Origin of the sequence: Streptomyces sp. NPDC051987 (assembly GCF_040680735.1) — a bacterium.
Taxonomy (GTDB): domain Bacteria; phylum Actinomycetota; class Actinomycetes; order Streptomycetales; family Streptomycetaceae; genus Streptomyces.
Window position 1 is genome coordinate 1 of record NZ_JBFAXI010000086.1, and the last position, 19,289, is coordinate 19,289.

Annotated in this window: 16 protein-coding genes; 5 read left to right on the forward strand and 11 right to left on the reverse strand. The window is 72.6% G+C overall.

The features are described from left to right. Nucleotides 1-520 precede the first annotated feature (520 nt). On the forward strand, nucleotides 521-1,567 hold the full coding sequence (trpS, locus tag AB0M11_RS32440) for a tryptophan--tRNA ligase (RefSeq protein WP_365711702.1): 1,047 nt from the start codon (nucleotides 521-523) through the stop codon (nucleotides 1,565-1,567). A 29-nt stretch (nucleotides 1,568-1,596) separates the two neighbouring features. On the opposite strand, the gene proC is transcribed toward trpS, so the two are convergent. The 6 genes from proC to AB0M11_RS32470 form a co-directional block, all read right to left on the reverse strand. Then, complete coding sequence (gene proC, locus AB0M11_RS32445) at nucleotides 1,597-2,409, reverse strand: pyrroline-5-carboxylate reductase (protein WP_365711703.1); 813 nt, start codon at nucleotides 2,407-2,409, stop codon at nucleotides 1,597-1,599. A gap of 78 nt (nucleotides 2,410-2,487) precedes the next feature. Then, complete coding sequence (locus tag AB0M11_RS32450; protein ID WP_365711704.1) at nucleotides 2,488-3,261, reverse strand: ABC transporter permease; 774 nt, start codon at nucleotides 3,259-3,261, stop codon at nucleotides 2,488-2,490. Then, nucleotides 3,258-4,067 (reverse strand): ABC transporter ATP-binding protein, encoded by an 810-nt coding sequence (locus AB0M11_RS32455; RefSeq protein ID WP_365711705.1) that lies wholly within the window; start codon nucleotides 4,065-4,067, stop codon nucleotides 3,258-3,260. The genes AB0M11_RS32450 and AB0M11_RS32455 overlap by 4 nt, the downstream gene beginning before the upstream one ends. Nucleotides 4,068-4,443: 376 nt before the next feature. Then, entirely contained in the window at nucleotides 4,444-5,259 is an 816-nt protein-coding gene (locus AB0M11_RS32460) for a class I SAM-dependent methyltransferase (protein WP_365711706.1), read from the reverse strand. 92 nt (nucleotides 5,260-5,351) lie between these two features. Next, entirely contained in the window at nucleotides 5,352-5,858 is a 507-nt protein-coding gene (locus AB0M11_RS32465) for an EamA/RhaT family transporter (RefSeq protein ID WP_365711707.1), read from the reverse strand. A 52-nt stretch (nucleotides 5,859-5,910) separates the two neighbouring features. Continuing rightward, nucleotides 5,911-6,231, reverse strand: a complete 321-nt coding sequence (locus AB0M11_RS32470) for an SH3 domain-containing protein (RefSeq protein ID WP_365711708.1) — start codon at nucleotides 6,229-6,231, stop codon at nucleotides 5,911-5,913. A gap of 180 nt (nucleotides 6,232-6,411) precedes the next feature. Here AB0M11_RS32470 and AB0M11_RS32475 point away from each other — a divergent pair, with 180 nt between their 5' ends. Next, on the forward strand, nucleotides 6,412-8,541 hold the full coding sequence (locus tag AB0M11_RS32475; protein WP_365711709.1) for a serine/threonine-protein kinase: 2,130 nt from the start codon (nucleotides 6,412-6,414) through the stop codon (nucleotides 8,539-8,541). Nucleotides 8,542-8,668: 127 nt separating this feature from the next. Here AB0M11_RS32475 and ilvD read toward each other — a convergent pair whose 3' ends face one another. The 4 genes from ilvD to AB0M11_RS32495 all read right to left on the reverse strand — a co-directional run bounded on the left by ilvD (nucleotide 8,669) and on the right by AB0M11_RS32495 (nucleotide 13,340). After that, on the reverse strand, nucleotides 8,669-10,522 hold the full coding sequence (gene ilvD / locus AB0M11_RS32480) for a dihydroxy-acid dehydratase (protein ID WP_365711710.1): 1,854 nt from the start codon (nucleotides 10,520-10,522) through the stop codon (nucleotides 8,669-8,671). 108 nt (nucleotides 10,523-10,630) lie between these two features. Next, complete coding sequence (locus AB0M11_RS32485) at nucleotides 10,631-11,248, reverse strand: TetR family transcriptional regulator (protein ID WP_365711711.1); 618 nt, start codon at nucleotides 11,246-11,248, stop codon at nucleotides 10,631-10,633. Further along, the gene (locus tag AB0M11_RS32490; RefSeq protein ID WP_365711712.1) at nucleotides 11,245-12,075 is read right to left on the reverse strand and encodes a sugar phosphate isomerase/epimerase; all 831 of its coding nucleotides are present in this window, start codon (nucleotides 12,073-12,075) and stop codon (nucleotides 11,245-11,247) included. The genes AB0M11_RS32485 and AB0M11_RS32490 overlap by 4 nt, the downstream gene beginning before the upstream one ends. A 332-nt stretch (nucleotides 12,076-12,407) precedes the next feature. Then, nucleotides 12,408-13,340: a Ppx/GppA phosphatase family protein gene (locus AB0M11_RS32495; protein ID WP_365711713.1), complete on the reverse strand. Its 933-nt coding sequence runs from the start codon at nucleotides 13,338-13,340 to the stop codon at nucleotides 12,408-12,410. Between the two features lie 80 nt (nucleotides 13,341-13,420). On the opposite strand from AB0M11_RS32495, the gene AB0M11_RS32500 reads away from it, so the two are divergent. After that, the gene (locus tag AB0M11_RS32500) at nucleotides 13,421-14,287 is read left to right on the forward strand and encodes a hypothetical protein (protein ID WP_365711714.1); all 867 of its coding nucleotides are present in this window, start codon (nucleotides 13,421-13,423) and stop codon (nucleotides 14,285-14,287) included. A 442-nt stretch (nucleotides 14,288-14,729) separates the two neighbouring features. Here AB0M11_RS32500 and AB0M11_RS32505 read toward each other — a convergent pair whose 3' ends face one another. Next, on the reverse strand, nucleotides 14,730-16,418 hold the full coding sequence (locus tag AB0M11_RS32505) for a hypothetical protein (RefSeq protein WP_365711715.1): 1,689 nt from the start codon (nucleotides 16,416-16,418) through the stop codon (nucleotides 14,730-14,732). Between the two features lie 210 nt (nucleotides 16,419-16,628). Here AB0M11_RS32505 and radA point away from each other — a divergent pair, with 210 nt between their 5' ends. Beyond that, a complete protein-coding gene (radA, locus tag AB0M11_RS32510) occupies nucleotides 16,629-18,038 on the forward strand; it encodes a DNA repair protein RadA (protein ID WP_365711716.1) in 1,410 nt (469 codons plus the stop codon). An 80-nt stretch (nucleotides 18,039-18,118) separates the two neighbouring features. Continuing rightward, complete coding sequence (gene disA, locus AB0M11_RS32515) at nucleotides 18,119-19,243, forward strand: DNA integrity scanning diadenylate cyclase DisA (RefSeq protein WP_365711717.1); 1,125 nt, start codon at nucleotides 18,119-18,121, stop codon at nucleotides 19,241-19,243. The last annotated feature ends 46 nt before the right edge of the window (nucleotides 19,244-19,289 follow it).

Sequence of the window (19,289 nt, forward strand, 5' to 3'; positions counted from 1 at the left end):
TTCCCTTTCCGGCGGTTCCGACTCTATCAGATGCTTTCGGCGTCTGATTCCCAGTCAGCGGGTGTCGTCCTCGCGGCTGTTGGGCCGTTCCGACGAGTGAGACTTTAGCGGATTCCCGGCCTCCGAGCTAATCGGGGGCCGCGTCCTTTCGAACGTGGATTCCTCATTCCGCGAATACGCACGCCAAAGCCCTCGGCGACGTGTCGCCGATTGCCGGTGGGTACTTGCGGATTGGCTGTCCGGGGACCGACCGGGGTCGGCGCTCACGTCGGACAACCCGGAGAACACTACGTAGCCGGTGGGGGCGTGTCAACTTGCGGCGGGACGGCGGCCCGGCGGCGTATGGTGGGCGGCGTGACTACGCGTACGTGTACCCAGCAGTGGTGGCCCGCCTGACGGCGGCCGCGCTCACGTACGTATTCAACGGCCGCCGCTTCGGCGGCCGTTCGCGTATCTCCCTCCAGAACCCCTGAGGGCCGGCCGCCGGGGACGGCGGCCTCGACCAGGAGGTGGAGAGGGAATGACACGGGTCTTCAGCGGGATCAAGCCGACCGGGCACCTGACTCTGGGGAACTACCTGGGGGCGATGCGGCAGTGGGCCACCGTGGACCAGCACCGGTCCGACGCGCTGTTCTGCGTCGTCGATCTGCACGGCATGACCGTGGACCACGATCCGGCCCGGCTGCGCAGGCTCACTCGGCAGGCGGCGACGCTGCTGCTGGCGTCGGGACTGGACCCGGAGCTGTGCACCGTGTTCGTGCAGAGCCATGTCGACGAGCACACCCGGCTGTCGTACGTCATGGAGTGCGTGGCGACCGACGGTGAGATGCGGCGGATGATCCAGTACAAGGAGAAGGTCGCGAGCGAGGGCGCGCGGGGGCGCGGGGTGCGGCTGTCCCTGCTGACGTATCCGGCGCTGATGGCGGCGGACATCCTGGCGTACGGGGCGGACGAGGTGCCGGTCGGCGACGACCAGGCTCAGCACGTGGAGCTGACGCGGGATCTGGCGGTGCGGTTCAACCAGCGCTACGGGCACACGTTCGCGGTGCCGAAGGCGACCGTGCCGACGGTGGCCGCCCGGGTGATGAACCTGCAGGATCCGACGTCGAAGATGGGGAAGAGCGACGACTGCGGACCGGGGATCGTCTATCTGCTCGACGAGCCGGACGTGATCCGGAAGAAGGTCATGCGGGCCGTGACCGACAGCGGACGGGAGGTCGTGTACGACCGCGAGGAGCGGCCTGGGATCGCGAACCTGCTGGAGATTCTCGCTGCGTGCACGGGCGGGAACCCTGAGTCACTGGCAGCCGTTCACGATTCGTACGGCGCTCTGAAGCAGGCCACCGCGGAGGCTGTCCTGGAGACGCTCAGGCCCGTGCAGGCACGGCACAGGGAGTTGTGTGCCGATCCGGGATATGTGGAGGAGGTGCTGCGGCATGGAGCGGAGAAGGCTCGGGCGATCGCCCGGCCGATCGTCGATACGGCCTACCGGGCGATCGGGCTGTTGCCGCCGGGGGCCTTCCCGGGGACGGCCGCACCGGAGCCGGTGTTGAACGCGGCGCGGTAGCCCGCCGTCCCCGTGCGGCTGCTTCCCGCTCAGTCCTTCTTGCCTGAGGCCAGCTCGCGGCTGCGGTCGCGGGCCGCCTCCAGGGCGGCGATGAGGGCGGCCCGTACGCCGTGGTTCTCCAGTTCGCGGATGGCGTTGATGGTGGTGCCGGCGGGCGAGGTGACGTTCTCGCGGAGCTTGACCGGGTGTTCGCCGCTGTCGCGGAGCATCACGGCGGCGCCGATCGCGGACTGGACGATCAGGTCGTGGGCCTTGTCGCGGGGCAGGCCGAGCAGGATGCCGGCGTCCGTCATGGCTTCGACCAGGTAGAAGAAGTACGCCGGGCCCGAGCCGGAGAGGGCGGTGCAGGCGTCCTGCTGGGACTCGGGCACCCGGAGGGTCTTGCCGACGGCGCCGAAGATCTCCTCGGCGTGGGCGACATGGGCCTCGGTGGCGTGGGTGCCGGCGGAGATGACGGACATCGCCTCGTCGACGAGGGCCGGGGTGTTCGTCATGACACGGACGACCGGGGTGCCGGTGGCGAGGCGCTCCTCGAAGAAGGAGGTGGGGATGCCCGCGGCGCCGCTGATGACGAGGCGGTCGGCGGGCAGGTGCGGGGCGAGTTCGTCGAGGAGGGTGCCCATGTCCTGGGGTTTGACCGTGAGGATCAGGGTGTCGGCGGTCTTGGCGGCCTCGGGGTTGCTGACCGGGGTGACTCCGTGGCGGGCGCGGAGTTCTTCGGCCCGTTCGGGGCGGCGGGCGGTGACCAGGAGGTCGGCAGGGGCCCAGCCGGCCCGGATCATTCCGCTGAGCAGGGCTTCGCCGATCTTGCCGGTGCCGAGGACTGCGACTTTCTGACTCATGCGGTTCAGTCTGGCACCGGGTGGTGGGGCGGGGGCCGGTTGTCCGCTGGGCGGACGGCGCCGGGATCACGTGGTGGATCAGGCGGTCCGTCGCCTCAGGGTGGCCGCTCCGAGGGCCAGGACGAGCAGGGCGCAGCCGGCCACGATCAGGACGTCGCGGACGAAGGTGCCGGTCATGGCGGTGTGGTGGAGGACCTCGTTCATGCCGTCGACGGCGTAGGACATGGGGAGGACGTCCGAGACGGCTTCGAGGACGGGGTGCATCCGGGAGCGCGGGGTGAACAGACCGCAGAGGAGGAGCTGGGGGAAGATCACCGCGGGCATGAACTGGACCGCCTGGAACTCCGAGGCCGCGAAGGCCGACACGAAGAGACCGAGGGCCGTGCCGAGCAGGGCGTCGAGCAGGGCGACCAGGAGCAGGAGCCAGGGGGAGCCGGTGACGTCGAGGCCCAGGAACCAGACGGCGAGGCCGGTGGCGAGGGCCGACTGGATGATCGCGAGGGTGCCGAAGGCGAGGGCGTAGCCGGCGATGAGGTCGGCTTTGCCGAGGGGCATGGCGAGGAGTCGTTCGAGGGTGCCGGAGGTGCGCTCGCGGAGGGTGGCGATGGAGGTCACCAGGAACATGGTGATGAGGGGGAAGATGCCGAGGAGTGAGGCGCCGATGTTGTCGAAGGTGTGCGGGCTGCCGTCGAAGACGTAGCGGAGCAGGACCAGCATCAGGCAGGGGATGAGGATCAGCAGGGCGATGGTGCGGGGGTCGTGCCGGAGCTGGCGCAGGACGCGGGCGGCGGTGGCGGTGGTGCGGGAGAGGTTGAGGGCGCGGACGGGGATGGTGGCCGGCTGAGTGGTCATCGGGCCGATTCCTTCGTGCGGGAGGCGGCGTCGGCTTCGTCCACGAGGTGGAGGAAGGCGGCCTCGACGGTGGCGGTGCCGGTGCGGGTGCGCAGGGCCTCGGGGCTGTCGTCGGCGAGGATCCGGCCCTCGCGCATGAGGAGGAGGCGGTGGCAGCGTTCGGCCTCGTCCATGACGTGGGAGGAGATGAGGAGGGTGGCGCCGCGGGTGGCGGCGATGGAGTGGAAGAGGTTCCAGAGGTCGCGGCGCAGGACGGGGTCGAGGCCGACGGTGGGTTCGTCGAGGACGAGCAGTTCGGGGCTGCCGAGCAGGGCGACGGCCAGGGAGACGCGGTTGCGCTGGCCGCCGGAGAGGTTGCCGGCGAGGGCGTCGGCGTGGCTGGTGAGGTCGACTTCGCCGAGGACGCGGTCGACGTCGGCGCGGCGGTCGGGGGTGGGGCGGGCGGGGTCGAGGATCGCGCCGAAGTAGTCGAGGTTCTGGCGGATGGTCAGGTCGTCGTAGACGGAGGGGGCTTGGGTGACGTAGCCGATGCGGGTGCGCAGGGTCGGGTGACCGGCGGGGCGGCCGAGGACGTCGAGGGTGCCGGTGACCTTGGCCTGGGTGCCGACGACGGCGCGCATGAGGGTGGACTTGCCGCATCCGGAGGGGCCGAGGAGGCCGGTGATCTGACCGCGCGGCACGGTGAAGTCGAGGCCGCGCAGGACGGTACGGGGGCCGCGGACCGCGGTGAGTCCGGTGGCCTGGACGGCGGGCGGCGGGGCGGAGGTGCCGGGGGCCTGGGGTGGCACCGGCGAGTAATTCACCATGCGATGAATAATGCGCGGGAGAGGGTGGGCCGTCAAGGTGGGACCACTCACCGGCGCCCGCAGGGCACTTCCCTCAGCCTTCGGCCGGGGGGGACCCCCAGCGCCCACCCGTGCCGCCGCCCCAGCGGCACGACTGCCCGCGGCTGAACGAGACACAGCACGGCCAGCGCCCCGCCAGGGGCGCGGGACTGTGCCAACATGCGGCTCCGCCGCGTAGCCAGACCCTCTCGCCCGCGCCGGAAAGCAACGCCGACCGCAGCGCCCCGCCAAGGGCGCGGGGCTGTGTCGATGTGCGGCTCCGCCGCGTGGGCGCGGGCAGCACCCGCCGGCCCGCAGCCAAGGCGCAACCGCGAGCGGGGGGCTGTCGGTAGGGGCGTCAGGTGTTGTGGGCCACCAGGAGGAGGACGTCGTAGGTCTCCTCGACGACGCCGTCGGGGAAGGTCCGGAGGAGGTGGGCGCGTTCCTCGGTGAGGAAGGCGGTGCGACGGGGCTCCGGGGTGACGAGGAACACCGAGTGGCTGCCGATGTTGGCGAGGTGGGTGTCGACCGGGACCCGCCGGCTCCAGCGGACCTCACGGCGGGTGAAGCGGAGCCGCCCGCTGGGGTCGGCGAGATCGGTGCGGTCAGGCCTCTTGCTCTGCTCGGCCGCGTAGTCGACACCGAAGAAACGGCTGACCCGCTCGGCGGCCTCGGCGATCCACTTGACGTCGAGCGCGCTGGTGTTCCACCACAGCGCCAGCGCCCCGCCGGGACGCAGCACGCGCAGCGCCTCCGGTACGGCACGCGCCGGGTCGGTCCAGTGCCACGCCTGGGCGTAGGTGACGAAGTCGGCGGTGCCGGTGGCGAGCGGGAGCGCGTTGCCGTTGCCGCGGACGATCGGGACGCCGGGGAGGGTGGCGTGGAACTGCGCCGCCATCCCCTCCCCCGGTTCCACCGCGACCACGTCGGCGCCGCGCGCGTGCAGGAGGGCGGTCGCGATGCCGGTGCCCGCGCCGACGTCGACCACCCGGGCGCCCGCGAGGGCGCGGCCGGCCTCCTCCTCGACGGCGTCGAGGAGTGCGGGCGGGTAGGAGGGGCGGTTCGCGGCGTACTGGGCCGCGGCGGCGTCGAAGGAACGGGCGCGGGCGGCGTGGGAGGGAGCGGGGGGCGGGGGCAGGTCCCGGGGGTGCGACTGCGACTGGCCTGTGGTCATGCGGCCATGGTCCCGGTGGACGGGGCGGGCGCGACAGGGGTTTCCGGGGGATGGGCCGGAGGTGACCGGAGGGCGGGCGGGCCGCGTCGGCCTCAGCGCTTCCGCTTCTTCTTCGACGGGTTGCCCGAGCGGCGGATGCTGCGGTGCTCGTGTTCCCGGACGGCGGTGTCGTACTCGGCGCGGTGGAGTCCCTCGCCGGGGGCCTCGGTCAGGGAACGGAAGAAGTAGGCGAGGAGCGAGCCGACGAAGCCGATGGCGAGCAGGCCGCGCAGGGAGGCCTGGCGTTCGGGGTCGGGGCGCTTGCCGAAGGACTCCCAGGTGGTGCGGAAGGCCAGCGCGCTGCAGACGGCGAACATCGCGACGACCAGGACGGTCACGAAGGCACCGGTGTCGGCGAGCTGGACGCCCTCGTAGGCGAGGCGCAGGACCAGGCAGGAGACGGCGGCGGCGGCCAGCGAGCCCACGGCCACGCCGATCCGGCGGACGGTGTAGCCGTCGTCGTGGTGCACCCAGGACGTGCCGAAGAAGCGGAGGGGCTCGGGGCGGGGTCCGCCGGTGGAGCCCGCGGGGGTGTCCGGGGTGCCTGGTTCGTCGCTCACGGGACGATTATGGCGCCGGACGCCCACGGGCTCCGGGTCGGGTCGGCCGCCGTCAGCCGCAGCGGTCGGCCACGTAGCCGTCGCTGCCGGTCTGGACGTAGGCGTCGGACACGAACTCGCCGTTGCTGATGTTGTCCCAGATGTTCGACGTGCCGTAGGAGCCGGAGACCCAGGTGCCGGGCGTCTGGCAGTAGATCGGGACCCTGGCGCCCTCGGGGAGGACACGGGTGATGTCGTAGCCGGTGCCGGGGCCGCTGCGGACGTTCAGGCGGACCCCGGGGGCGACCGAGTAGTAGCGGACGGTGGTGGCCGCCGTCAGCGTCGCTTTCTCCTCGCCGCTGCTCTCGGCTTCCTGTGCGTGATCGACGGACATGCGGTGCTCCCCCCAGTGGACCCATGAGTGCCATGGAGTCCCGTTGATTCCCCACATTCGAGCCATGAAACACATGTGCGTAACTCGCACGCGGAGGCTGGCAAGCCGCCTCTGTCCCGTACCGGTCATCGACTAGGCTCCGTGCGTCGCGCTCCGCGGATTAAGCACGGGGGTGGTCCCTTGACGCCACAGCGCAACACCGGAGCGGGCGCGGAAGCGGAACTTCCCGAGTACGCCGGGCACTACCGCCTGGAGTCCTGCCTCGGCTCCGGTGGCATGGGCGTGGTGCACCTCGCCCGCAGCACCTCGGGGCTCAAGCTCGCGGTGAAGGTCGTGCACGCCGAGTACGCCAAGGACCGTGAGTTCAGGGGCCGTTTCCGGCAGGAGGTGGCCGCCGCACGCAAGGTCAGCGGCGCCTTCACCGCACCCGTCGTGGACGCCGATCCCGAGGCCGAACGGCCCTGGATGGCCACCCTCTTCATTCCCGGGCCGACCCTCTCCGAGCACGTGAAGCGGAACGGGCCGATGCCCCCGGCCCAGTTGCGCCGGCTGATGGCGGGGCTGGCCGAGGCGCTGCGCGACATCCACCGGGTCGGCGTGGTGCACCGGGACCTGAAGCCGAGCAACGTGCTGCTCGCGGAGGACGGTCCCAAGGTCATCGACTTCGGTATCTCCCGGCCGAAAGACAGCGAACTGCGCACCGAGACGGGAAAGCTGATCGGGACGCCGCCGTTCATGGCACCGGAGCAGTTCCGGCGGCCGCGTGAAGTGGGGCCCGCCGCCGACGTCTTCGCGTTGGGATCGGTGCTGGTGCATGCGGCGACGGGGCGGGGGCCGTTCGACTCCGACAGTCCCTATGTCGTCGCCTACCAGGTCGTCCATGACGAGCCCGACCTCACGGGTGTACCGGAGGAGGTCGCTCCGCTGGTACTGCGCTGCCTCGCCAAGGAGCCCGAGGACCGGCCGACGCCCGACGAACTGATGCGCGCGCTGCGGTCGTTGGCCGCGTCGTACGACACGCAGGCGTTCATACCGGCGCAGCGGGCCACCACCGGTGCTCTTGCCGGAGACGATGCCGGCCAGGTCGCGCAGGCGGAGCCTCCGGCGGCGGCGCGGAAACCGCGGCAGGTGCGCAGACCGGGGCTGGGCAGGCGAGTCGCCCTGGCCACCGGTGCCGTCGTTCTCGCGCTCGGCGCGGTCGTGGCCCTGGCCGAGTGGGGTGTCGGCAGCACCCCGCGGCCGCAGGCGAGCGATCCGAGGACGACAGCCGCCGGCTTCTCCGGCTGGCAGACGAAACCGGTCGCCGAGAACGCGGCCACGCCCCAGTGCACCACGGGTGGGCGGAGGTTGTTCTGCGTCGCGGCGTCGGTGGCGTTCGCCCTGGACCCGGCGACGGGTTCGGTGCTCTGGCGGCACGCCGTCCCGGACGCCCACCGGCCACCCGTCCTCTCCGGCGGCCTCGTCCAGCTCGTCACGGACGGGGCACGGCACGTGCGGGCACTCGACCCGGCCTCGGGCGGAATCCGGTGGCAGCGGGACCTGCCCGAGAACAGCGGGATGAAGTACGCCGGTGCCGTGCTCCTGCTCACGCGCCCGGACGGCACGGTGACCGGGGTGAACAGCGCGACCGGCGGCACCGAATGGACCCGGTCGACCGGGGTTCACGGCACGGCGCGGATCGACTTCTTCCCCGCGGATCCGTCGTCGGCGTTCGTGACCAGTGTGTCCGCGGACGGGACCAGCACCCGGATCACCGTCCTGGATCCGGCCACCGGAGCCGTACGGGTTGCCGGCACTCGGCTGCGGGGGCGGCTGACACCGGTCGGTGCGCAGGACGGGACGGTTTTCCTGCTGTCCGCCGACCCGGTGTACGGCGACACCGACGCCGTGGTCCGGTACACCCCTCGGTCCGGGGCCACCCGCCGGGTCCGGCTGTCCGTGCCCCGTGAGGACGCCCAGGCAGGCGTGCACGACGGTGTGGTCTACGTGCTGGGCGCCGCCGGCTCGCTGGACGCCGTCGACATGGCTGCGGGCAGGCGCACATGGCATGTGGAGACCTCGGTGAGCCGGGGCTCGGCACCCGTCGCCGACGGCCGGCACGTCTACTTCTCCGCTGCCGACGGCCGGCTCACGGCAGTGGACGCGCGCACCGGGGCGGCAGCCGGACAGACCCCCGCACGCTTCGGAGCGGCCGCGGGCGAAGTGGCGGCCTCTGTACCCGCCCCCCTGCTCCTCGACGACCACGTCTACGCCACCGCCCCCGACGGCACCGTCTTCGGCGTGGACGCGGCGGATCCCGACCGCTGGTAGCGCCGACTGGTAGCGGCACACAGAAGCTGACTGGTAGCGCCGCAAAAAAGTGGCCGCCCCCTGTGGAGGCGGCCCCTTTTCGGGCTTGCGGTGGTTCCGGCGGTTCAGCCCAGCCTGGTTCCGGCGGTCAGCCCAGCTTCGACACGTCGCGCACCGCGCCCTTGTCGGCGCTGGTGGCCATCGCCGCGTAGGCCCGCAGTGCCGCCGACACCTTGCGCTCGCGGTTCTTCGGCGCGTACACGCCGTTGAGCGCCTGCTCGCGGCGGGACAGTTCGGCCTCGTCGACGAGGAGCTCGATCGTGCGGTTCGGGATGTCGATGCGGATGCGGTCGCCGTCCTCGACGAGGGCGATGGTGCCGCCGGAGGCCGCCTCCGGGGAGGCGTGGCCGATGGAGAGGCCGGAGGTGCCACCGGAGAAGCGGCCGTCGGTGATCAGCGCGCAGGTCTTGCCGAGGCCGCGGCCCTTGAGGAAGGACGTCGGGTAGAGCATCTCCTGCATGCCGGGGCCGCCCTTGGGACCCTCGTAGCGGATGACGACCACGTCGCCGTCCGTGACCTGCTTGTTGAGGATCTTCTCGACGGCCTCCTCCTGCGACTCGCAGACGACCGCGGGGCCCTCGAAGGTCCAGATGGACTCGTCGACGCCGGCCGTCTTGACGACGCAGCCGTCGACGGCGAGGTTGCCCTTGAGCACCGCGAGGCCGCCGTCCTTGGAGTACGCGTGCTCGACGGAGCGGATGCAGCCCTCCGCCGCGTCCTCGTCGAGGGCCGCCCAGCGCTCGGACTGGGAGAAGGCCTCGGCGGAGCGGACGCAGCCCGGCGCCGCGTGCCACAGCTCGACCGCCTCGGGGGACGGGGAGCCGCCGCGCACGTCCCAGGTCTTCAGCCAGTCGGCGAGGGACGGGCTGTGGACGGAGTGGACGTCCTCGTTGAGCAGGCCGCCGCGGTGCAGCTCACCGAGGAGGGCGGGGATGCCGCCGGCCCGGTGCACGTCCTCCATGTAGTACGTGCGGCTCTTGGCCACGTTCGGGGCGACCTTGGCGAGGCAGGGCACCCGGCGCGAGACCTCGTTGATCTCCTCCAGGCCGAAGGGGACGCCCGCCTCCTGGGCCGCGGCCAGCAGGTGCAGGATCGTGTTGGTGGACCCGCCCATCGCGATGTCCAGGGCCATGGCGTTCTCGAACGCGGCGAAGGTCGCGATGCTGAGCGGCAGGACCGTCTCGTCGTCCTGCTCGTAGTAGCGGCGGGTGAGGTCCATGACCGTGCGGGCCGCGTCGACGTAGAGCTGCTTGCGGGCCGTGTGGGTGGCGAGGACCGAGCCGTTGCCGGGCAGGGAGAGACCGATGGCCTCGGTCAGGCAGTTCATCGAGTTGGCGGTGAACATGCCGGAACAGGAGCCGCAGGTCGGACAGGCGTTCTCCTCGATGCGGAGGATGTCCTCGTCCGAGATCTTGTCGTTCACCGCGTCGGAGATCGCGTCGACCAGGTCGAGCGTGCGGACCGTGCCGTCGACCAGGGTCGCGCGGCCGGCCTCCATGGGGCCGCCGGAGACGAAGACCGTCGGGATGTTCAGGCGCAGGGCGGCCATGAGCATGCCGGGGGTGATCTTGTCGCAGTTGGAGATGCAGACCAGGGCGTCGGCGCAGTGCGCCTCGACCATGTACTCGACCGAGTCCGCGATCAGGTCGCGGGAGGGCAGGGAGTACAGCATGCCGCCGTGGCCCATCGCGATGCCGTCGTCGACGGCGATCGTGTTGAACTCGCGCGGGATGCCGCCCGCCTCCTTGATCGCCTCGGAGACGATCCGGCCGACCGGCTGGAGGTGGGTGTGGCCCGGCACGAACTCCGTGAAGGAGTTCGCGACGGCGATGATCGGCTTGCGGCCGATGTCCGCGCCGGGTACACCAGAGGCGCGCATCAGGGCGCGGGCGCCCGCCATGTTGCGGCCGTGGGTGACTGTGCGGGACCTCAGCTCGGGCATCGTCGCTCGCTCCTTCAGGCAGATAGGGCTGCTATTGAGCGTACGCCCGTTGTTCAGGCCTCGGGACGAGGTGTCCGCAATACGGGACCCATGTCTCAGCGGCGCTGGTCACGGCCCGGTCAGGTGTCCCTGCACCACCGGGGCGACGCGGGTCACGATCTGCTCCACGTCCACCGAGGCCAGCGGCTCCACCTTGATCACGTAGCGCAGCATCGCGCACCCCACCAGCTGCGCCGCCGCCAGCTCGGCGCGCAGCTCCGCGTCGGGGATGTCGAGCCGCTCCGCGATCCGGCGCAGCAGCTGCGCGGCGATCAGTCGGCGGAAGACGGCGGCCGCCGTCTCGTTGTTGACGGCGGAGCGGACGATCGCCAGCAGGGGGGCACGGCTGGTGGGGTTCTCCCAGATGCCGAGGACGAACCGGGTCAGGCGCTCGCCCACCCCGTCCAGCGGGCCGTCGGCGAGGGCGGTGGGCGCGTCGAGCGCGGGAGCGAAGGCGACCGAGACGGCGGCCTCGAAGACCTGTTCCTTGGTGCCGAAGTAGTGGTGGACCAGGGCGGAGTCGACCCCGGCGGCCTTGGCGATGGCCCGTACGGACGTCTTCTCGTACCCGCGTTCGGAGAACTCCTCGCGGGCGGCTGCGAGGATACGGTCCCGGGTGCCGGCCGACTCGGTACGCGGGGGCCGACCCCGGCGGCGGACGCCGGAGCCGTGGTCGGCGCCGGTCACCGGCGGGGCACCCGCACGGCCGAGGCCAGGTGCAGGCGGGTGAAGGCCAGAGCCTCCGCGAGATCCGCCTCGCGCTCCGCGCCGGACATCGCGCGCCGGGTGTTGACCTCGATGACGACGTGCCCGTCGAACCCGGTGACCGCGAGCCGCTCCAGCAGCTCGGCACAGGGCTGGGTGCCGCGGCCGGGGACCAGGTGCTCGTCCTTGGCGGAGCCGCGGCCGTCGGCGAGGTGGACATGGCCGAGCCTGCCGCCCATCCGGTCGAACATGGCGAGCGCGTCGACGCGGGACGTCGAGGCGTGGCTGAGGTCGATCGTGAAGTGCCGGTAGTCGTCCTTGGTGACGTCCCAGTCGGGGGCGTACGCCAGCATCTCCCGGTCGCGGTAGCGCCAGGGGTACATGTTCTCCACCGCGAACCGCACATCGGTCTCGTCGGCCATCCGCCAGATCCCCTCGACGAAGTCGCGGGCGTACTGGCGCTGCCAGCGGAAGGGGGGGTGCACGACGACCGTGCTCGCGCCCAGCTTCTCGGCGGCGGCTCGGGCCCGCTGGAGCTTGACCCAGGGGTCGGTGGACCAGACCCGCTGGGTGATCAGCAGACAGGGCGCGTGGACGGCGAGGATCGGGATGCGGTGGTAGTCGCTGAGCCTGCGCAGGGCCTCGATGTCCTGGCTGACCGGGTCGGTCCAGACCATGACCTCGACACCGTCGTAGCCGAGGCGCGCGGCGATCTCGAAGGCCGTCGCCGTCGACTCCGGGTAGACGGAGGCCGTGGAGAGCGCGACCTTCGCATCCGGGATGCGGACGACGTCCCTTGGGTTTGCCACGAGGGACAGGTTACGGGGTGGGGGCGGGTGGGCAGGGGGCGTCCGCGCGCCGTTGTGACCATCGCCATGCACGCACGTGCCCGACGGCGGTGCGGGAACATGCCCGACGGCGATGCGCGACCATGCCCGTTTCCGCACGCGAGCGTGCTCTTCGCCCACGTGACCGGGCCCGTCGCCACGCGCGGACCGGGCCCGTCGCCACGCGCGGACCGGGCCCGTCGCCACGCGCGGACCGGGCCCGTCGCCACGCGCGACGGTCGCGCCGTCGTGGTCGCTCGCGCCCGCGCGACGGCGGCCGCACCGCGCGTACGGCCCCGCGCCCCGAGGGGCGCCTACGCCGAACCCATGTGGTCGAGTCGCCGCAGGATCACGCCTTCCCGCAACGCCCACGGGCAGACCTCGACGCTCTCCACCTCGAAGAGGTCCATCGCGGCCTCCGCCACCAGGGCACCCGCCACCAGCTGGCCCGACCTCCCCTCCGACACCCCCGGGAGGGCGGCGCGCTGGGCCGTGGTCATGGCGCCCAGCCTCGGGACCCAGGTCTCCAGGGAGTTCCGCTTGAGCTCACGCTGGACGTACAGGCCGTCGGCGGAGCGGGCCGCGCCGGCGATGCGGGCCAGCTGCTTGAAGGTCTTGGAGGTGGCGACCACGTGGTCGGGGGAGCCGAAGCGGCTGAACTCGCCGACCGTACGGGCGATCTCTGCGCGTACATGGCGACGCAGCGCGCGTATGTCGTCGGCGGACGGCGGGTCGCCGGGGAGCCAGCCCGCGGTGAGCCGGCCGGCGCCGAGCGGCAGCGAGACGGCCGCGTCCGGTTCCTCGTCGATCCCGTACGCGATCTCCAGGGAGCCGCCGCCAATGTCCAGGACCAGCAGCTTTCCGGCGGACCAGCCGAACCAGCGGCGGACCGCGAGGAAGGTCAGCCGGGCTTCCTCGGCGCCGCTGAGGACCTGCAGCTCGACACCGGTCTCGGCCTTCACGCGCGCGAGGACGTCATCGGCGTTGCTGGCCTCGCGCACGGCGGAGGTGGCGAACGGCAGCAGGTCCTCGACGCCCTTGTCCTCGGCGGCCTGGAGGGCGTCCTGGACGACACCGACCAGTTTCTCGACGCCGTCGGGGCCGATCGCCCCGTTGCCGTCGAGGAGTTGTGCGAGGCGCAACTCCGCCTTGTGCGAGTGCGCCGGCAGCGGGCGCGCGCCGGGGTGCGCATCCACCACCAGCAGATGCACCGTGTTAGATCCCACGTCGAGGACACCGAGTCTCATGTACGGAACTGTACGGAACACTGCTGCCGGCGGGCCCTGAGCGTTCCGCGGAGCCGACCTCGGCGACTTACCCTGGACTGGTGCCAAAGACGAAGAAGACGAAGGACCACAAGGCCGCCGAATCAGCCGACGGTTCTTCGGGCGTGCGGCCGCCGAAGCGGCCGAAGGCGGCGACGCTGTCGAAGAAGGCTCTGGCCGCGGACGAGAAGGGCCTCGACTTCCCGCGCGCCTGGGTGGAGTTCCCGGATCCGGCCGACGACGAGCAGGTCTTCCGCTGCGATCTGACCTGGCTGACCTCCCGCTGGAACTGCGTCTTCGGCAGCGGCTGCCAGGGCATCCAGGCGGGCCGCGCGGACGACGGCTGCTGCACGCTGGGCGCGCACTTCTCCGACGAGGACGACGAGAAGCGGGTCGCCGAGCATGTGGCGCGGCTCACGCCGGACATCTGGCAGCACCACGCCGAGGGCACCGAGCACGGCTGGGTCTCGGAGGACGAGGAGGGCTCCCGGCAGACCCGCCCGTACCACGGCTCCTGCATCTTCCAGAACCGCCCCGGCTTCGCGGGCGGGGCCGGCTGCTCGCTGCACATCCTGGCGCTGCGGGAGGGCCGCGAGCCGCTGGAGACCAAGCCGGACGTCTGCTGGCAGCTCCCGATCCGGCGCACGTACGACTGGATCGACCGCCCCGACGACACGCGCGTCCTGCAGATCTCGATCGGCGAGTACGACCGCAGGGGGTGGGGTCCGGGCGGCCACGACCTGCACTGGTGGTGCACCTCGGCCACCTCGGCGCACGGCGCGGGCGACCCGGTCTACATCTCCTACCGCCCGGAACTGACCGAACTGATGGGCAAGGCCGGCTACGACCGCCTGGCCGAACTCTGCGAGACCCGCCTCGCCTCCCAGCTCCCCCTCCTGGCCCCCCACCCAGCAGACCCACCCAAGTAGCCCCCCCCCCGCAGCGCCCCGAAAAACCCCCGACTTCACCCAAGCAACGCCCACCCCAGCGCCCCGAAAGGGGCGCGGGGAACTGCGCGACCAGCCACGACGGCACCGCACCCGGCGACGTACCGCACCCCGGCGGCACGACTACCGCCCAGCCCGGCACCGCCGAACCCCACCGTCCTGGCCGAACACCGTCGCGGCGGAAAAAGGAGGGCGGCACCGGGAAGGGCAGGCGGCGAAGCGAGCCCGGCGGCAGGACTGGCCGACGGAAGACGCGAAACCAGCGGCACCCCGCCGCGAACGCGAGACCCGCGCCAGGCGGAAACCCGGGCAGCGGGAGGAAACGCAGCCGCAGGCGGACACGACCGGCACCGCAAGGCCGACCGCAAGCGACGAGGCCGGCGGCAGAAAGGCGGTCGCGGGTGGCAGGGAGCGGTGACGGGGGTCACGGAGTCGGTGGTGGGGGCTCGCTGTCAGCGGCCGTCGGCGAAGCCGGCCCCGTAGGGCTCGCCGGGTCCGATGCGGTGGGCGTGGGTGATGACGGCGTCGGCGGATCACTCGTCGGCGCCGTCGGCTCGGTGGACGCCGACCCCGTCGGTGTCGGCGTCGGCCTCCCCGCAGGGGTCGGTTGCGGACCCCGGTGCACCGGCGGAGCCGTCCCGTAGCCGTCGATCGACACCACCGCCCCCGCCGGCGCCACCGCCACCCGCGCGCTCCAGTGCCCGGCCGGCTCCCGCAGCTGATCGACGTACACCTTGATCGTGAACGACTCCCCGGGCCGCAGCGTCCCCGCCGCCCGGGAGAAGTACAACCAGTTCGCCGGCGTGGTCACCGACCACCGCACCGCCGCGTTCCCGGACGCCACGAGCGTGATCAGCGTCGTGTCGCCGTCGTTCGCCGCCGTCACCGCGAGGTGCCCCGCGCCGACCGCCTTCCGGTCGGCTCCGGTGACGCCGATCACCTCCACCGAGACGTCGGCCCTGCCGTCCTTGCCGACCCGCGGCCCGGGTCTGGACCCGGCGTTGCCGGCGTTCTCGTAGCTCCCGCCCGTGTCGTCGCCGAGCGCGCCGGGGCCGGCGGCCTCCCGTGCGCTCGCGGACGTCCCGTCGTGGCCCTCCCCGGCCGGCGAGCCCCGGTACGCCGCCCACAGGGCCAGCACGGGTGCCGCCACCACGGTGGCGACGACGGTCGTCGTGACGGCACGCGCGCGGAGCCGGTCGCGGCGGGCCGCGTGGTCCTTGGGGTCCATCGGGAAACCGCGCCGGTCGAAGCGCGGGGCGGCGGCGCGGCGCACGCGGGGCGGATGCGCCATGGCCGTGTGCAGGGCCGCGCGGGGCGCCTCCAGGACGGGCAGCTCGGCGGGCGTGGTCATCGCGCCGGGCCACCGGCCGGGGGCCGCGCGTTCGGCGGTGCGGCGGCAGCGCGGGCAGTCGTCGACGTGCCGGACCAGTTCCCGGCGCAGGGCGCTGCTGAGGACCAGCTGGCTGTCGCCGGTGAGGTGGGACACGCTGGGGCAGCCGCCGGTCTCGACGACGGCGAGGGCCGCGCGGGTGCGTTCCACCTCGCAGGCGGCGGAGGCGAGCAGCTCGCGGGCGCCGGCCAGGTCCATGCCGAGGACGGCGGCGACCTCGTGCGCGGCGAGATGGTGGCGGACGGCGAGTTCGAGTGCCTCGCGCTGCTCGGGGGTGGTGCCGGCCGCCTCGGGCCAGGCGAGCTGGGCGAGTTCGCGGCGCCGCTCCTCCTGGGTGTCGGCGGGGACCGCGGGGTCGGGGGCGAGGTGCCGGCCCGCCGCGTGGGTGCCCTGACGTTTCTGCTTGGCCTCGGCGAGGCCGCGCAGACAGGCCCAGCGGGCCAGCGCGTACAGCCAGGCCCTGCGGTCCCCGGCGGCCTCCGGGACCCGCTGACCGCGCCGCTCGGCGAGGGCGAGGACGTCCCCGAGCGCGGCGACGGCCGCGTCGTGGTCGCACAGCACCGAGAGGCAGTAGGTGAACAGACCGTCCAGGTACGGTTCGTAGCGCGCCGGCGGTCGCTGCGCCAGCGCAAGCGCCGCCGCACGATCACGTGCCGCCCGCACCTCCCGGTGTGCCCGGTGTGCGCCGGTCGTTCGGGCCGAGGTCTCCGCACTGCTGCTCATCACCCGTGCGACCGTAGGCGGCCCTGTATGGCCCCTTCTGGCGGCTTGAGCACTTTTAATCCGTACGGGTGAAACGATCCCTCAATAGGGGACAGGAACCTGTTCTACCCCGGCTCGTACCCCTCGTCGGGTGGCCGGGACCGGTCCACCCACACCTGTCACACCGGCCACCGTCGCCCCACTGTCAGTGGCGGGGGCTACGGTTTCCGCATGGCTGCCCGTACCAAGACCTCGAAGGACCGTCCGTCCTACCGCTGCACCGAGTGCGGCTGGCAGACGGCCAAGTGGCTCGGCCGGTGCGCCGAGTGCCAGGCGTGGGGGACGGTCGAGGAGTACGGCGCGCCCGCCGTCCGGACCACGGCCCCCGGCCGCGTCACCACCTCCGCGGTGCCCATCGGCCAGGTCGACGGCCGTCAGGCCACCGCCCGCACCACCGGCGTGCCCGAGCTGGACCGGGTCCTCGGCGGCGGTCTGGTCCCCGGCGCGGTGGTGCTGCTCGCCGGCGAGCCCGGCGTGGGCAAGTCCACCCTCCTCCTGGACGTCGCGGCCAAGTCGGCCAGTGACGAGCACCGCACGCTCTACGTCACCGGCGAGGAGTCGGCGAGCCAGGTCCGGCTGCGCGCCGACCGCATCGGTGCCATCGACGACCACCTCTACCTCGCCGCCGAGACCGACCTGGCCGCCGTCCTCGGCCACCTGGACGCGGTGAAGCCGTCGCTGCTGATCCTGGACTCCGTGCAGACGGTCGCCTCCCCCGAGATCGACGGCGCGCCCGGCGGCATGGCCCAGGTGCGGGAGGTGGCGGGCGCCCTCATCCGCGCCTCGAAGGAGCGGGGCATGTCCACGCTCCTCGTGGGCCATGTCACCAAGGACGGCGCGATCGCGGGCCCGCGACTCCTCGAACACCTCGTGGACGTCGTCCTGCACTTCGAGGGCGACCGGCACGCCCGCCTGCGCCTGGTCCGGGGCGTCAAGAACCGCTACGGCGCGACCGACGAGGTCGGCTGCTTCGAACTGCACGACGAGGGCATCACCGGCCTCGCCGACCCGAGCGGCCTCTTCCTGACCCGGCGTGCCGAACCGGTCCCGGGCACCTGCCTGACCGTCACCCTGGAGGGCCGCCGCCCGCTGGTCGCCGAGGTGCAGGCGCTGACGGTCGACTCCCAGATCCCCTCCCCCCGCCGCACCACCTCCGGCCTGGAGACCTCCCGCGTCTCGATGATGCTGGCCGTCCTGGAGCAGCGCGGCCGGATCAGCGCGCTCGGCAAGCGGGACATCTACTCCGCGACGGTGGGTGGCGTGAAGCTCTCCGAGCCCGCCGCCGACCTGGCCATCGCCCTCGCCCTGGCCTCCGCCGCCAGCGACACCCCGCTCCCGAAGAACCTGGTCGCCATCGGCGAGGTCGGCCTCGCGGGCGAGGTCAGACGGGTCACGGGGGTCCAGCGCAGGCTCGCGGAGGCGCACCGGCTGGGCTTCACGCACGCCCTCGTGCCGGGCGATCCGGGCAAGATCCCGGCGGGCATGAAGGTCCTGGAAGTCGCCGACATGGGGGACGCGCTGCGGGTGCTGCCGCGCTCGCGTCGCCGAGAGGCCCCCCGGGAGGCGGAGGAGCGCCGGTAGACTTTGCCCTGGTCTCGCCCGTCCGTACGAACCGAGTGCGGGGACGGCAGCGCCTCAGAACCTGCGACCCGAGGAGTGCAGTGGCAGCCAACGACCGGGCAGGAGCTCCCGGAAAGTCCGGTGGGAGTGCCGGTTCCGATGGCCTGATGCGCGCCTCGCTGAGCGCCGTGGCTCCGGGCACGTCCATGCGGGACGGCCTGGAGCGGGTCCTGCGCGGCAACACGGGCGGGCTCATCGTCCTCGGCTTCGACAGGACGGTCGAGGCGATGTGCACGGGCGGTTTCGTGCTGGATGTCGAGTTCACGGCGACCCGGCTGCGGGAGCTGTGCAAGCTCGACGGCGGCATCGTGATCTCCTCGGACCTCTCGAAGATCCTCCGGGCGGGCGTGCAGTTCGTGCCCGACGCGACGATCCCCACGGAGGAGACGGGCACCCGCCACCGCACGGCGGACCGCGTCTCCAAGCAGGTCGGCTTCCCGGTGGTCTCGGTCTCCCAGTCGATGCGGCTGATCGCGCTGTACGTCGCCGGTCAGCGCCGTGTGCTGGAGGACTCGGCGGCGATCCTCTCCCGCGCGAACCAGGCGCTGGCGACCCTGGAGCGGTACAAGCTCCGCCTGGACGAGGTCGCGGGGACGTTGTCGGCGCTGGAGATCGAGGACCTGGTGACGGTCCGCGACGTGTCGGCGGTCGCCCAGCGTCTGGAGATGGTCCGCCGGATCGCCACGGAGATCGCCGAGTACGTGGTCGAGCTGGGCACCGACGGGCGGCTGCTCGCCCTCCAGCTGGACGAGCTGATCGCCGGGGTGGAGCCGGAGCGCGAGCTGGTGGTCCGGGACTACGTGCCGGAGCCGACGGCGAAGCGCTCCCGCACGGTCGACGAGGCGCTCTCCGAGCTGGACGCGCTGAGCCACGCGGAGCTGCTGGAACTGCCGACGGTGGCGCGGGCGTTGGGGTACACCGGTTCGCCGGAGACGCTGGACTCGGCGGTGTCGCCGCGCGGCTTCCGGCTGCTGGCGAAGGTGCCGAGGCTGCCGGGGGCGATCATCGACCGGCTGGTGGAGCACTTCGGGGGCCTGCAGAAGCTGCTCGCCGCGAGCGTCGACGACCTCCAGACCGTGGACGGCGTTGGCGAGGCCCGAGCACGCAGCGTCCGCGAGGGCCTGTCACGCCTGGCGGAGTCCTCGATCCTCGAACGGTACGTCTGACTCCGCCGACCGGCCCCCACCGGCCGGTGGGGGTTCCCGCGCAGTT

What these genes read in the sequence shown, in the direction of transcription:
- trpS (WP_365711702.1), top strand. Translation starts at nt 521, where the DNA reads ATGACACGGGTCTTCAGCGGGATCAAGCCGACCGGGCACCTGACTCTG.
- AB0M11_RS32450 (WP_365711704.1), bottom strand. Translation starts at nt 3,261, where the DNA reads ATGACCACTCAGCCGGCCACCATCCCCGTCCGCGCCCTCAACCTCTCC.
- ilvD (WP_365711710.1), bottom strand. Translation starts at nt 10,522, where the DNA reads ATGCCCGAGCTGAGGTCCCGCACAGTCACCCACGGCCGCAACATGGCG.
- proC (WP_365711703.1), bottom strand. Translation starts at nt 2,409, where the DNA reads ATGAGTCAGAAAGTCGCAGTCCTCGGCACCGGCAAGATCGGCGAAGCC.
- AB0M11_RS32470 (WP_365711708.1), bottom strand. Translation starts at nt 6,231, where the DNA reads ATGTCCGTCGATCACGCACAGGAAGCCGAGAGCAGCGGCGAGGAGAAA.
- AB0M11_RS32505 (WP_365711715.1), bottom strand. Translation starts at nt 16,418, where the DNA reads ATGAGCAGCAGTGCGGAGACCTCGGCCCGAACGACCGGCGCACACCGG.
- AB0M11_RS32495 (WP_365711713.1), bottom strand. Translation starts at nt 13,340, where the DNA reads ATGAGACTCGGTGTCCTCGACGTGGGATCTAACACGGTGCATCTGCTG.
- AB0M11_RS32455 (WP_365711705.1), bottom strand. Translation starts at nt 4,067, where the DNA reads ATGGTGAATTACTCGCCGGTGCCACCCCAGGCCCCCGGCACCTCCGCC.
- radA (WP_365711716.1), top strand. Translation starts at nt 16,629, where the DNA reads ATGGCTGCCCGTACCAAGACCTCGAAGGACCGTCCGTCCTACCGCTGC.
- AB0M11_RS32460 (WP_365711706.1), bottom strand. Translation starts at nt 5,259, where the DNA reads ATGACCACAGGCCAGTCGCAGTCGCACCCCCGGGACCTGCCCCCGCCC.